At 38.6% G+C, this 15080-nt stretch carries 9 protein-coding genes; 1 reads left to right on the forward strand and 8 read right to left on the reverse strand.

Annotation, left to right across the window (positions count from 1 at the left end):
• Positions 1 to 173: 173 nt before the first annotated feature.
• Entirely contained in the window at positions 174 to 3845 is a 3672-nt protein-coding gene (nifJ, locus tag IGI50_RS08965) for a pyruvate:ferredoxin (flavodoxin) oxidoreductase (protein WP_438776771.1), read from the reverse strand.
• 280 nt (positions 3846 to 4125) lie between these two features.
• Between nifJ and IGI50_RS08970 the strand changes: the two genes are divergently transcribed.
• Positions 4126 to 4641: a thioredoxin domain-containing protein gene (locus IGI50_RS08970; protein ID WP_438776772.1), complete on the forward strand. Its 516-nt coding sequence runs from the start codon at positions 4126 to 4128 to the stop codon at positions 4639 to 4641.
• Between the two features lie 22 nt (positions 4642 to 4663).
• Here IGI50_RS08970 and whiA read toward each other — a convergent pair whose 3' ends face one another.
• The 7 genes from whiA to uvrB form a co-directional block, all read right to left on the reverse strand.
• A complete protein-coding gene (whiA, locus tag IGI50_RS08975; protein ID WP_010745012.1) occupies positions 4664 to 5599 on the reverse strand; it encodes a DNA-binding protein WhiA in 936 nt (311 codons plus the stop codon).
• A gap of 98 nt (positions 5600 to 5697) precedes the next feature.
• Entirely contained in the window at positions 5698 to 6696 is a 999-nt protein-coding gene (locus IGI50_RS08980; RefSeq protein ID WP_010745013.1) for a gluconeogenesis factor YvcK family protein, read from the reverse strand.
• Positions 6693 to 7580, reverse strand: a complete 888-nt coding sequence (gene rapZ / locus IGI50_RS08985) for an RNase adapter RapZ (RefSeq protein WP_438776773.1) — start codon at positions 7578 to 7580, stop codon at positions 6693 to 6695. Before rapZ ends, IGI50_RS08980 begins: the two co-directional genes overlap by 4 nt.
• Before the next feature lie 294 nt (positions 7581 to 7874).
• The gene (locus IGI50_RS08990; RefSeq protein ID WP_438776774.1) at positions 7875 to 8588 is read right to left on the reverse strand and encodes an amino acid racemase; all 714 of its coding nucleotides are present in this window, start codon (positions 8586 to 8588) and stop codon (positions 7875 to 7877) included.
• Between the two features lie 2 nt (positions 8589 to 8590).
• On the reverse strand, positions 8591 to 9847 hold the full coding sequence (locus IGI50_RS08995; protein ID WP_438776775.1) for a carboxylate--amine ligase: 1257 nt from the start codon (positions 9845 to 9847) through the stop codon (positions 8591 to 8593).
• A 101-nt stretch (positions 9848 to 9948) separates the two neighbouring features.
• Positions 9949 to 12771, reverse strand: a complete 2823-nt coding sequence (gene uvrA / locus IGI50_RS09000; RefSeq protein WP_218255719.1) for an excinuclease ABC subunit UvrA — start codon at positions 12769 to 12771, stop codon at positions 9949 to 9951.
• Between the two features lie 76 nt (positions 12772 to 12847).
• Positions 12848 to 14839, reverse strand: a complete 1992-nt coding sequence (uvrB, locus tag IGI50_RS09005) for an excinuclease ABC subunit UvrB (protein WP_010745018.1) — start codon at positions 14837 to 14839, stop codon at positions 12848 to 12850.
• Between the last annotated feature and the right edge of the window lie 241 nt (positions 14840 to 15080).

Below are 15080 nucleotides of genomic sequence, written 5' to 3' on the forward strand. Positions count from 1 at the left end.
TCTACAATTATACCACAGTGGTACAGGTCTAGCATAAAATTTAAGAAGGAAAGAAGGAGCCTTAATAAACAAAGACTCCTTCTCCTACTACTGTTTAATTTCTTCTATAATAATTTTGATGGTTACATGCTTTCTTATCTTACTATCTCGATATAACGACAACATCCAAAAAGTTATTGGTTTCTTTTTTCAGCGCGAGCAGCTCTGCGAGCGGCACGCCGTGCTGCTGCTTCTGGATCAGCTTTCCGCTCACTTTTTACTTTCTTTTCACTAGTAGTCTTCGTTACTTCAACTTTTGTTCCTTCTAATTTCGCACGAATTTTTTCTTCCTGTCCCGCCATGCGTGCATAGTTATAAAAACGTGTTTGAGCATCGTTTACTGTTTTTTGGTATAGGCGCTGTGCATCGTCAGGCTGCACTCTTTCTAGTGCTGAGAAGCGTGTCTGCTGTTTCATAAAGCCAATCATATCATCAAAGTTTGGTTTTTTATAATCCAACGTCATTGGGTTCTTTCCTTTTTCACGTTGAATTGGATTGTAACGATACAATGACCAATAACCAGAATTTACTGCATCTTTGGCCTCTTGTAGAGTTTTGCTCATTCCACCGCGCAAGCCGTGATTAATACATGGTGTATAAGCAATAATCAAAGAAGGTCCTGGGAATTTTTCAGCTTCTTCCAGAGCTTTGATTGTCTGCATTTGATTAGCTCCTGAAGCGATTTGTGCAACATAAACATTGCCATATGTCATCGCCATCATCCCTAAATCCTTCTTAGATTGATATTTACCACCCGCTGAGAATTTTGCAATGGCAGAAGCTGGTGTTGCTTTAGATGTTTGACCGCCGGTATTCGAATAGACTTCATTATCCATTACTAAGATATTTACATCTGCTCCACTAGCTAATATATGATCAATACCACCGAAACCAATATCGTACGCCCAACCATCTCCGCCAAACATCCATTGGCTAGTTTTGACAAATAAGTCACGGTTGTCATAGATCTCGGCTAGTTTAGCATTCTCCAACCCTTCTGCTTCAAGCGCTGAAGTTAACTTAGCTGCTCTTTGCTGGGTTCCGTCAGATTCATACATATGATCCATCCAGTCTTCCATTAACTCCCGTAAATCATCAGAAACCATATTTAGAACGTCATTAATTTTATCTGCTAATTCTTTACGTCGGGTTTGATTTGCCAAAAACATTCCATATCCATATTCAGCATTATCCTCGAACAATGAGTTAGACCACGCTGGCCCTTGACCTTTTTCGTTTGTTGTGTAAGGACTGACGGGGGCAGCCGCTCCCCAAATAGATGAACAGCCTGTCGCATTTGCAATCATCATACGATCACCAAACATTTGTGTCATTAATTTCACATAAGGTGTTTCACCACAACCTGCACATGCTCCCGAGAATTCCAGCAGTGGTTGATTGAACTGTGAACCTAAAACGGAATTTGTTTTTGCTGGATTTGCCTTTTGCTTTAATGTCATTGAAAAGGCCCAATTGATTGCTTGTTCTTTCTCTTCTTCAAATGGTTTCATAACTAGTGCTTTGCCTTTAGCTGGACATGCTTCGACACAAAGACCACAGCCAGTACAGTCTTCAACTGAAACTTGAATACGATACTTCAAACCGTCGGCACCGCGCATTTCTCGGACGATGTATCCTTCTGGTGCTTCTTCCATTTCTTCTTCATCTGCCAAAAATGGGCGAATAGCCGCATGAGGACATACAAATGAACATTCGTTACACATTGTACAACGATCGCTAATCCAATGAGGAACCTCTAATGCCACCCCGCGTTTTTCAAATTTTGTGGTACCTGTTGGTATGGTTCCATCTGTCATGCCGTTTGCTACAAGGTCATTAACAGTAAGTGCATCTCCTCGTTGAGTATTGATCGGTTCAACAATTTGTTCAACATATTGTGGCACGGGAGATTTACGTACATGGGCAGGCGTTTCAATGGTTTTCCACGTTTTAGGAATCTGTACCTGATGCAATAATTCAACGGTTTGATCAATCGCCGCAATATTCTTTTCTACGATTTCCAGTGATTTACGGCGGTAGCTTTTATCGGCTTCAGATTTTAAAATCTCTATCACTTCATCAAATGGGATAATGCCCGTCAAGCTAAAGAATGCCGTTTGCATCACTGTGTTGATCCGCGAACCAAGCCCGACTTCCATGGCTAATTTAGCAGCATTAATTGTGTAAAATCTAATATTATTCTCGGCGATATAGCGTTTCATCTTAGCAGGTAATAATTTATCAATCTGCCCATCATTCCACATAGTATTCATTAAGAATATCCCGCCTGGCTTCAATCCTTTCAGCAAGTCATAGGTGTGAATATAAGCAGGTGTATGACAGGCGATAAAATCAGCACTTTCGACAAGATAGGTCGAGCGAATAGGTGTATCTCCGAAGCGCAAATGTGAAACAGTCAATCCGCCTGATTTTTTTGAATCATAGCTAAAATAACCTTGCGCATATTTGTTCGTATGATCTCCGATAATTTTAATTGCTGATTTATTTGCCCCCACTGTTCCGTCTGAACCAAAACCCCAGAATTTTGCCTGATAAGTATTAGGGTTCGTCAAGTCAAGGGTTCCCTTTGTTTCGAGCGACATATTAGTTACATCATCAACAATACCGATAGTAAAACGCTTTTTGGTTTTTCCTTTCTCTTTTAACAATTCATCATATACAGCAATAATTTGGTCTGGTGTGACATCCTTAGAGCCTAAACCAAAACGTCCACCGATGATTCTAGGACGGATATCCGCTTCATACATGACGCCTTGAACGTCTAATAATAATGGCTCACCATCAGCTCCAGGCTCTTTTGAACGATCCAAAACAGCAATAGACTTCACAGAATTTGGAAGCTTTTCTAAAAAGTTCTCGGTTGGGAACGGACGATACAAATGAATATTTAAAAAACCAACTTTCCGACCATTAGCATTTAAATAGTCCACCGTTTGTTCGATCGTTTGTGCCACAGAACCCATTGCTACAATGACTTCTTCTGCATCTTCTGCCCCATAATAAGTAACCAAATCATATTGAGTACCACGGAGTTTATTGATTTCAAACATATATTTTTGAACGATTGCTGGCAATTCATCGTAATAACGATTGACTGTTTCACGTTGTTGAAAATGTATATCAGGATTCTGATTCGTCCCACTAATTGTTGGATGATTTGGATTCATGCTTCGCTTACGGAATGCTCTTAACTTTTCTTGATCAACAAGCGGCGCCAATTCTTCATAGTCTAATACCTCAACCTTTTGAATCTCATGACTAGTACGAAAACCGTCAAAAAAGTTCATGAATGGGATGCTGCCTTCAATAGCTGCTAGATGCGCCACCGCAGACAAATCCATTACTTCTTGTACACTGCTCTCCTGTAGCATCGCAAATCCCGTTTGGCGTGCCGCCATTACATCTCCATGATCACCAAAAATATTTAACGCATTTGTTGTAACTGCGCGACTAGCCACATGAAAAACGGCCGGCAGTAACTCTCCTGCCATTTTATACATGTTTGGAATCATTAGTAATAATCCTTGCGATGCAGTATAAGTAGTTGTTAGTGCACCCGTTTTAAGCGCACCATGAACAACACCTGCGGCACCCGCCTCTGATTGCATTTCAGTAATTGATACCGGTTGACCAAATATATTTTTCTTTCCCTCTGAAGACCATTGGTCCACAAGTTCAGCCATTGTTGAGCTAGGAGTGATTGGATAAATTGCAGCTAACTCAGTAAATGCATATGAAATATAAGCTGCTGCTGTATTTCCATCCATCGTTTTTTTCTTACGCATAGTTCTCCTCCTTATTGTAATTCGTCCTTTTTTCTTGGAAAAGACAACGATTCTATTGTTTTGTAACATTTCTTTTAAGCGGTAAAATGACAGCTAAAAAAAATTGCTTACCTCAAAATAGAAATCTTAACTTTATAATCTTTATAACAACGGATTTATTATAAACTAAGCTGAGTTATTTTCAAACAGACGTTTCAATCTTTTTAACTTATTTATATCAAAAGAGTTTGTTTTCTTTAGAATCTTTTGTAAACTAGACTATGAAAGGACGTGTTTATTAATGGATATTTCTATAATAAAAGCAAACTTAGTAAATGATTTCAATGGAATTAAAATTGGATCAGACACAGCGCCAAAGCGTTTAATTGAATTTATTAACCTACGATGTCCCTACTGCAAACAATGGTTTGAGGAATCCTATGAAACGCTGAGTCAAGCGGTCGAAGAAGGCAAAGTTCAACGTGTTATCAAGTTATTAGATAAAGATAAAATTAGCTTACAGCGCGGAAATGTAATGCACGAATATATTGACAATAATCCTGCCAAGGCTATGATTCAAATCAAACAAGCTTTTGAAACACAAGAAAATTGGCAAGACCTTGCTTTAGAAGCTGTAGCTGAGTATGCTGAAAAAACATTGGGCTTTATTCAACAAGCAAACCAAAATCTGCAAGGAGAAATCCGCAATGAGGCAGCCCAAGCAAACATTCAATTCGTACCAACCATTGTATTAGGTGATCATATTTTTGACGAATCCATTGATGAAGCAACTTTAAAAGCTTACATTGCTGAATAAACAGAAAAAAACCGTTTGACTATCAAACGGTTTTTTTTCGTAAATTATCGGCAAAATCATTAATTTTTCTAATTCTATGGTTGATACCTGATTTCGAAATGGCTCCTGATGGAATCATTTCTCCTAGTTCTTTTAGACTGATTTCAGGATTTTGAATCCTTAATTCTGCTATTTCCTGTAGCTTTTCTGGTAACGATTGTAGTCCAACCGTCGACTCAATAAAATGAATGTTCTCAATTTGCTTAGACGCAGCATCTATCGTTTTGTTCATATTGGCTGTTTCGCAATTCACTAGTCGATTGACAGAATTTCGCATATCACGAACGATTCGAACATCCTCAAATTTTAACATTGAATTCGTCGCACCAATCAAAGTTAGAAAATCAGCTATTTTCTCTGCGCCTTTAAGATAAGTAATGTAGCCATTTCGGCGTTCCAGCGTACGCGCATTCAAGTCAAATTGATTCAACAGGTCACAAATATCTTGATTGTGTTCCTCGTAAATTGAAGATATTTCTAGATGATAACGGCTCGTTTCTGGATTATTAACTGAACCAGAGGCCAAAAATGCACCACGTAAATACGCACGAGTTTTTTCATCTGATTGCTTAATTTCATTCGATATATGCGCTTGAAACATCATGCCGTCCATGATATCCAAATCCAATAAAATATTTTGTGTTTCTTGTTTCAATCGAACAATGTAGACGTTGTTTTTTTTCAATTTCATTTTCCGACGTACCAGTAACTCGCTTCGCACATTATAATGCTCTTTTAATAAAGTAAAAATTCGACGAGCAATCGCCGCATTTTCAGTTTGTACATTCAAAACAAATTGATGATTACTCAAACTAAGGGAACCATTCATTCTTATCAATGCGGCTAACTCAGCTTGTGCGAGATTCTTTTGGACTGCCAGACCCGTTAACTCTTTTTTTACTTCTGCCGCAAAAGACATGACGAGCCCTCCTTCTCATAATAAAGAACTAATTTTCCTAAATAAAATTAGTTCTAACTAAATGATTTACTATTTCGACATTTATTAAAAATTTAGTCTTAAATTTTTGCACCAAAAACAATTCGAAATAGCTCATCGACAACTTTATCTCCATCATGAAAGACGCCACCATCACGAAGTTTTAAAAAGTCAGTTGAAACAACTCGGCAGCCTTCTTCCCTTAACCCATTAAAATCATGTGTAACTTGTACCAAGTATTCATCATAGATCTCTGGATCCATATATCCTTCAGGAACTTTTTCAGTATTGACTAATACAGTGTCAATAAATTTGCTATCGAGGTGTTTGTGAAGAACACGAATATGATCCGCATCACTGAAATGTTCGGTCTCACCTTTTTGGGTCATAATATTACAAATATAGACTACCTCTGCCTTTGTTGTACGAACCGCATTTCCTAGTTCCTCAATGACTAAGTTAGGCAAGATACTAGTGAATAAGGAGCCTGGTCCTAAGACAACCATATCTGCCTCATTGATAGCATTAACTACTTTACGTGCTGCGTGAATCGCTTTTTCACCATTTTTTTCTGTGACATAAACTCTTTCTATCGTCTTACGATCCAGAGCTATTTTTGATTCTCCCACTGCACTTGTTCCGTCATCAAAATCCGCGTGCAACACTAGCGGTGTTTCCGAAGAAGGGTAAATATGCCCGTCCACGTGCATCATCATGGAAAGTAATTGAATTGCTTCATACGTACTTTCTCGCATTTCTGATAAAGCCGCGATTAAAAGGTTCCCAATCGTATGATTTGCAAGAAATTTGTCATCCTCATGAAAACGATATTGAAATAAGTCTTCATAGAGCTTCGGCATGTCAGATAAGGCGGCCAAAACATTTCTCAAATCACCTGGGGGGGCCATGTCGATCGAATCGCGTAGTTCACCACTACTGCCACCGTCATCTGCTACAGTTACCACTGCTGTAATATCAGCACTTTGATTTCGTAAACTTTTTAAAATAACTGGTAATCCTGTCCCACCACCGATAACCACGATCTTCGGTTTACGAATACGGTATGTTTTCATTTTCATGAACGATTCACCGTCTCTTTCCGCTTATCCTTATCGCGATGAGTGATATTTACCTTGTACTCTGCATCCGTAATTGCCTTTCCAATACGCTCTGTCAAAGCGACTGACCGATGCTGTCCACCAGTACAGCCGATAGCAATCGTTAATGAACTTTTTCCTTCATTAATGTAGCCAGGCAGAATGTCCATAATTAAACGAACAAAATTCGTGTAAAAACTTTCTGTTTCAGGAAATGACATTACATAATCATATACCGGTTTGTCTAGCCCGGTTTGAGGCCGCAGGTCTGAAATATAGTGTGGATTCGGCAAAAAACGAACATCCATAACTATGTCAGCATCAATTGGCAACCCATATTTGAAGCCAAAAGAAACTACCTCCACGTGGAATCCCGCGTCGTCCTTATCTTTAAATGTTTGATTAATTTTTTCTCGTAATTGACGCGGCGTTAAATCTGTTGTATCAATCATTAGAGTAGCTCTATTCTTTAAATCTTCCAAAATTGCGCGTTCTTTACGAATACCTTCAGTGATCATGCCATCCATCGCAAGCGGATGCGCGCGACGCGTCTCTTTGTAACGAGAGACTAATTCTTCATCTGAACAATCTAAGAACAAGATACTTGTATCAATGAACCCTGTATTTTCTATCTCTATCAGCATTTTTTGAATATCTTCGAAAAATGAGCGAGAACGTAAATCTACTACTAAAGCGATCTTAGTTACTTTTCCTGATTCACGGATCAATTCCCAAAACTTCGGAATTAAACCTGGAGGCATATTATCTACACAAAAATACCCCATATCTTCAAAACTTTGAATTGCGACAGTTTTACCTGCACCACTCATACCTGTAATGACAACCAAATGTAAACTATCAGTCATTTGTGTCACTCCTTTCACGTAATTAGAAACTCACTCCTGAGAATGATTATTTTAATTTACTATTGTTCTATATAGACGATATTGCGATTTGAAATACGTTGATAGGCTCATCAATAATCATAAGCAAAATTTTTGAACCAAATAAAAAGATGCCAAAGAAACCATAAGCTAGCTTCTTTCGCTATCTAAAAAAATTATAACACTCCTGGCGTGTCTTTGCTACTCATTTGTCATTCTTTAGATTTTCCTAATAGAATAGAAACTGGAAAAATGTGCAAATAAAAAACAGATCTCCTATTTAAAAGATCTGTTTTTCTGTGCTAATTCAATTGTCCGATCCGCTAAAATAGATTGCGCATCAATTACTGGAAAAGGAACTTCTTTTGTCAATTCTTGAACTAAAGACAGCTCGGTACAGCCAAGAATAGCATTCTGACAACCATATTTTTCAAAAACATCTGAAAGAATCTCTAGATACAAATCACTGTTGATATAATCATTCTCTTTTACATCGTGATAAATCAGATGATTAACCTTCTCTTGTAAGTCTGGCTTAGGAATCAAAACTTCAAATCCTTTTGTCTCTAGCTCACTTTGATAAACCTTAGCGGAAATTGTCCCAGCAGTTGCTAATACCGCGATTTTCTCGCCGGGTTTATGATGCTTTGTCACTTCATTTACAGCCTCACGCGGCATATGCAGCAACGGAATATTTGTTGCCCCCTGTAGTTGATCAAAAAAGTAATGAGCAGTATTGCAAGTGAGTACAATAAAATCCGGTTGTAATAGGTTTTGTTTCTCTATATCATCCAATAAAAAGGGTAATGGACTTGGTGCTTCGTGATCTAAAATAAAAGCCGTGCGGTCAGGAACCGTTGCATGATTGAACATCACATAGTTTAAGTATTCTTGATCATTATGAGCATGTGTACGTTGGTTAAGGATTCGAATAAAACTTTCCGTCGCCATCGTCCCCATTCCACCAAGAATACTAAAGAAATTTTCCATACTTATCCTTCTTTCTCTTTAAAGAATAGATCGAAGCGTCCTTTGTACTTGCTGAACATATACTTCATTAAAATCCAACGCATCAAGGACATATCTTTCTTGTAAAAGACTGTCGTTCCCCAATGGTCATTTTTGATCATTTCTAGAGCTTTTTCTTTTTCCTTATTATTTCGAGCAAATTTCTCAAAAACACCCTTTGGAACCCCCATCCATAACATAGATGTAGCTGGTTCTGCTTTACCGTAGATCGTTTCAGTAAACGACTTTTCAAAAATACGATCTTCAGTTACGTATTGTGCTAAATTGAAGCCATTTAAAGTAACGAAGAAACTACTGCGTCCTTGCCGTAAGTTGATTTCAAACAATTTATATTCTCCATCACGAGGATCGTACTTCATGTCAAAATTTGCAAAACCGGTATAGTTGATTTTCTCTAAAAATCCTTTAATTGTCTGGTAGATCTTCTCGTTATATTCAGGCATGATCGCCACATAGTTTCCAATCGCTTCTGGAGAAGGATCTTCTAATAATGGATGTCCCAAGCACATCATGCGAACCTGATGGTTTTGATCGACATAAGCATTCAATACACGCATGTTGCTATCGTCTCCAGGAATAAAGTCCTGCGCAATCATTTCACTCGTATAACCAGCTTGATAAATACGCTCAATGATTGTGTCAAATTCATCACGAGTATCTAAAATAAAGGCTTTTTTTCTTCCTTCAAAATCAACTGATAGCCATTCCACACTATTCGCTGGTTTTAGTGCAACAGGAAAATCAAAGGGTAAATCCTGTTTTAACTTACCAGCCTCTAACATATCTTCAGTAATGATAAATGTTTTTGGATAAGGCAAATCATAATTTTCGCAAATTTCATAAAAGCTGACTTTACTAATCAGACTTTGGAGTAAATCAAAATCAATATACGGACAAATAAACCATTCGGAAAGCTCTTCTTTATGTTGTGAAACTAGCTCAGCGTATCCATCACCGCAAGCAATCAATAAATATTTTACATTAGGATCGTTGTACGTATTTTTTCCTAATTCGCGCATCTGCTCGATGAACACAGGATCCTTATCAAATCCTGGTACAACATGTACGTTCACGATCTTACTATATTTTGTTGGTGCTAATTGTAGACCAGCATAAGCCTCTGATACGATTCCATAGGCTTCGTGAAAAGAACGGGCCATACCGTAAACGTTGATATCGCTCCCTAATAAAATCGGGACAAATTTTTGATTTTCATTCATATTCTCTTACACCTTCTCATTCTAAATCCTTGATAATCATACCATAAAGAAAAATGCAAGCAAAGGAGAATCCTTTGCTTGCATCAAGCTTTATCAGTTATTTATTTTTTTAAGACGCGTTTTAAATAATGTCCTGTATAACTGTCTGGTACTTCAGCAATCTCTTCCGGTGTCCCTGTTGCTAGTATGGTTCCACCACCGTCGCCGCCTTCTGGTCCTAGATCGATAACGTAGTCGGCTGATTTAATCACATCCAAATTATGTTCAATCACTAATACCGTATTTCCTGCGTCAACAAAACGTTCCAGAACCTTTAACAAACGAGCAATATCATCTGTATGAAGTCCTGTTGTCGGCTCATCCAAAATATAGAAATTCTTTCCATTGGAATTCTTATGAAGTTCACTAGCAAGCTTCATTCGTTGAGCCTCTCCACCTGAAAGTGTTGTCGCAGGCTGCCCCATCGTGACATAGCCTAAACCAACGTCAACAATTGTTTGAAGTTTTCGATGAATTTTAGGAATGTGTTTGAAGAATTCCACAGCATCTTCAACAGTCATTTCCAGAATATCCGCAATATTCTTTCCTTTATAATGAACTTCCAATGTTTCGGAGTTGTAGCGTTTGCCGTGACAAACTTCACACGGCACATAAACATCAGGTAAAAAATGCATCTCAATTTTGATGATTCCATCTCCGCGACAAGCTTCACAACGTCCGCCCTTTACATTAAAGCTGAACCGACCCTTTTTGTAACCGCGAATCTTCGCTTCATTTGTCTGAGCAAACAAATCTCGAATATCATCAAAAACACTTGTATAGGTTGCTGGATTGCTCCGCGGTGTTCTCCCGATTGGACTTTGATCAATATCAACTAATTTTTCGATATTGTTGTAACCAGTAATTTTTTTGAATTTTCCTGGTTTGTTTGAATTACGATTCAACTTCTGTGCGAGAGCCTTTTTCAAGATCTGATTAACTAAAGTAGACTTCCCAGATCCTGAGACACCCGTCACAGCAACAAATTTCCCTAATGGGAACTCGGCATCAATGCTTTTCAAGTTATTTTCAGCAGCGCCAGTAACTTTTATTTTCTTTCCATTTCCTTTTCGACGTTCTTTTGGCACAGCGATTTCTCGTTTTCCAGATAAATATTGACCAGTCAAGGATTTTGGATTTTTTTCAACTTGTTTAGGTGTTCCAGCAGCGACAATCTCGCCACCTTGATCCCCTGCACCTGGACCGACATCAATCAGATAATCTGCCGCACGCATTGTATCTTCATCATGCTCTACTACAATCAAAGTATTTCCTAAATCTCGCATTTTCTTCAAAGACTCAATCAAGCGGTCATTGTCTCGCTGATGCAAACCAATCGAGGGTTCATCTAAAATATACAAGACACCAGATAGGTTTGAACCGATTTGAGTCGCCAACCGAATTCTTTGAGCCTCTCCACCAGACAAGGTCCCTGAAGCTCGGCTCAAGGTAAGATAATCTAACCCAACATTTCGTAAGAAGCTAAGACGATCCTTGATTTCTTTCAAAATAGGCTTAGCGATTACCTTTTCCTGTTCGCTTAATGCAACGGTTTCGAAAAAATCGAGTGCTCTATTAATAGAGTCTTCACTAACTTGTCCAATATTAACATCATTGATTTTCACTGATAAAGCCTGTGGATTCAACCGATAACCGTGGCAGGTTTGACATGTTAATTCCGTCATATATAAACGCATTTGATCACGGGTAAAATCACTGTTCGTTTCTGCATAACGTCGGTTAATATTGTTAATAATCCCTTCAAAAGGAACTTCTACATCACGAACACCGCCAAAGTCATTTTCATAATGGAAATGGAAATTTTCTCCATTTGAACCATTCAAAATGATTTCTTGATGTTCTTTTGGCAAATCCTCAAACGGAGTATCCATATCAATACCGAAACTCAAGCATGCTTGCTCTAGCATTTGAGGATAGTATTGAGAACTGATCGGATTCCAAGGAATCAATGCCCCTTCACGCAACGTTTTACTTTGATCAGGAATAACTAAATCCAAATCGACTTCCAACTTAACCCCTAATCCGTCACAATCTGGACAAGCTCCAAACGGCGCGTTGAATGAAAACAGTCGAGGTTCAAGTTCGCCTACTGTAAAACCACAATAAGGACAAGCGTAGTGTTCGCTGAATAGCATTTCTTTTTCCCCGATCACATCAACAATCGCATACCCTTCAGCTAAGCGTAACGCTGCTTCGAAGGAATCAAATAGACGCGAGCGGATACCTTCCTTAACAACAATACGATCGACGATGATTTCGATATCGTGTTTTTTATTCTTGGTTAGTTCTGGAGCATCTGTCACATCATATAATTCTCCATCAACACGCATACGGACATAACCTTCTCGTTGAATCATTTCGAAAACTTTTTTGTGTTGTCCTTTTTTCTTTGCAACAACTGGCGCTAATATTTGAATTTTGGTTCGCTCAGGTAATTCAAGCACCTTGTCGACCATCTGCTCAACAGATTGAGAGGTAATTTCAATATGGTCGTTCGGACAGATTGGATGACCTACTCGTGCGTATAACAAACGCAAATAATCATTAATCTCCGTCACGGTTCCTACTGTTGACCGAGGGTTTTTACTTGTAGTTTTTTGATCAATAGATATCGCTGGACTCAATCCATCAATGCTGTCAACATCAGGCTTATCCATTTGACCCAAAAACTGCCGCGCATAAGCAGATAGGCTTTCCACGTATCTACGCTGTCCTTCAGCATATAGCGTATCAAAGGCCAGCGAACTCTTTCCTGAACCTGATAAACCAGTAACAACCACCATCTTATCACGAGGAATCGTGACATCTACATTCTTTAAATTGTGAGCTCGCGCTCCATGAATTACTATCTTATCATTTGCCATTTATTTCTCCTTGTTCATTGTTCATTAACTGTAGTTCTTTTTCCACAGCCGAAAAAACGTGCCATTTTTTCACCAGTTATTCTGCTGCTTTTAATTCTAAGATTGTATCTCGTAATGTTGCGGCAGTTTCAAAATCAAGTGTTTTAGCCGCTTCTCGCATTTCATCTTCAAGTTTCGCAATAAGTTCTTTACGTTCAGATTTAGATAACTCTTCATAAGAGGTCGTATCGTAAGTTCCAGTATCTTCTGCAACCTTACTAATTGCGATCAAATCACGAATTTCTTTAATAATCGTCTTAGGTACAATGCCATGCTCTTCATTATATTGTTGCTGAATACTACGACGGCGTGATGTTTCATCCATTGCACGTTGCATTGAATCCGTCACCTTATCAGCATACATAATAACTTTTCCCTCTGAATTTCGGGCAGCACGACCAATTGTTTGAACAAGTGAACGTTCACTGCGAAGGAAGCCTTCTTTATCTGCATCTAAGATAGCCACCAATGAGACTTCAGGTACATCTAGACCTTCACGAAGTAAATTAATACCAACTAGCACATCAAATTTTCCTAATCGCAAATCACGAATAATCTCAGTACGTTCTAAGGTTTTGATATCACTGTGGAGGTATTTAACCTTGATACCTAGTTCTTTAAAGTAGTCTGTTAAATCTTCGGACATTTTTTTTGTTAAGGTCGTGACAAAAACACGTTCATTTCTTTCAGAACGTTCGTTTATTTCTCCAACCAAATCGTCTATTTGTCCCATAATCGGGCGGACTTCAATGACCGGATCTAGTAGTCCAGTCGGACGGATGATTTGCTCTATTACTGTATCTGTTTCTTCATGTTCATAAGGACCAGGAGTCGCCGAAACGTAAACAATCTGATTCACGCGCTCTTCAAACTCTTCTAATCTTAATGGACGATTATCTAAAGCTGATGGCAACCGGAAACCATAATCTACCAGCATCTGTTTACGTGCTCGGTCACCGTTGTACATACCTCTTACTTGCGGCATCGTCACATGAGATTCATCCACAACTAGTAAAAAGTCATCTGGGAAAAAGTCGATCAACGTATAGGGCGGCTCGCCCTCTTTACGTCCGTCCATATGACGAGAATAGTTTTCTATACCAGATGTATAGCCCATTTCTCGAAGCATTTCGATATCATAATTGGTTCGTTGTTCTAATCGCTGAGCCTCTAATAGCTTGTTATCATTTCTCAAGACTTCTAATCGATCAGCAAGCTCTTTTTGAATATTACTAATCGCCACTTCCATATGCTCTTCATTGGTTAAGAAGTGGGTCGCCGGGAAGATGGCTACGTGCTCTGTTTCACCGGTGATTTCTCCTGTTAACGCGTCTACTTCGCGAATTCGTTCTATCTCATCACCAAAAAATTCCACGCGTAACGCACGTTCATCACGTGATGCGGGAAATATTTCCACTACATCCCCACGAACACGAAAACGACCACGCTGAAAGTCAATATCGTTTCGTTCAAATTGAATATCAATTAAATTCCGTAATAATTGGTTCCGATCCATTTCCATTCCTACACGCAAAGAAACCACTTGCTCCAAATATTCCTTTGGTGATCCCAAACCAAAAATGCAGGAAACTGAAGCTACGACGATCACATCATTTCGTTCAAGTAAGGCGCTTGTCGCCGAGTGGCGAAGCTTATCGATCTCATCATTAATACTTGAGTCTTTTTCAATATACGTATCACTAGAAGGCACATACGCCTCTGGTTGATAGTAGTCATAATAACTAACGAAATACTCCACCGCGTTGTTAGGAAAGAATTCCTTAAACTCTCCATATAATTGCCCCGCTAACGTCTTATTATGGGCAATAATCAAGGTTGGCTTATTTACTTCCTTAATAACATTGGAAATCGTGTAAGTTTTACCAGTCCCGGTAGCTCCTAAAAGGATTTGCGCTTTTTTTCCATCGACGATTCCTTCGGCAAGTTGTTCAATGGCCTCAGGCTGATCGCCAGCAGGCTGATATTTTGAATGAAGGTCAAACGTATTATCCGTTACTCTTTCAATCATACAAAAATCCCCCTTTTTCTATTAAATGAACAAAGATTTTCCATTCCAAAATTATAGCATACCGAACATATTTTCGCCATTTTTTCTTCTTACCATAAGAAGTTCTTAAAAACAACCGTGTCACATTTTCTGACATCCCATGTTATAAAAATTTTGCTTTTTTTCTATCCAACAATGAACCCTCTTGTGTTTTATCCATAAACTAACATATAATAAACAAATGATAAGTAATTAGGAGGAT

Origin of the sequence: Enterococcus sp. DIV0170, assembly GCF_051710765.1 — a bacterium.
GTDB lineage: Bacteria > Bacillota > Bacilli > Lactobacillales > Enterococcaceae > Enterococcus_A > Enterococcus_A raffinosus.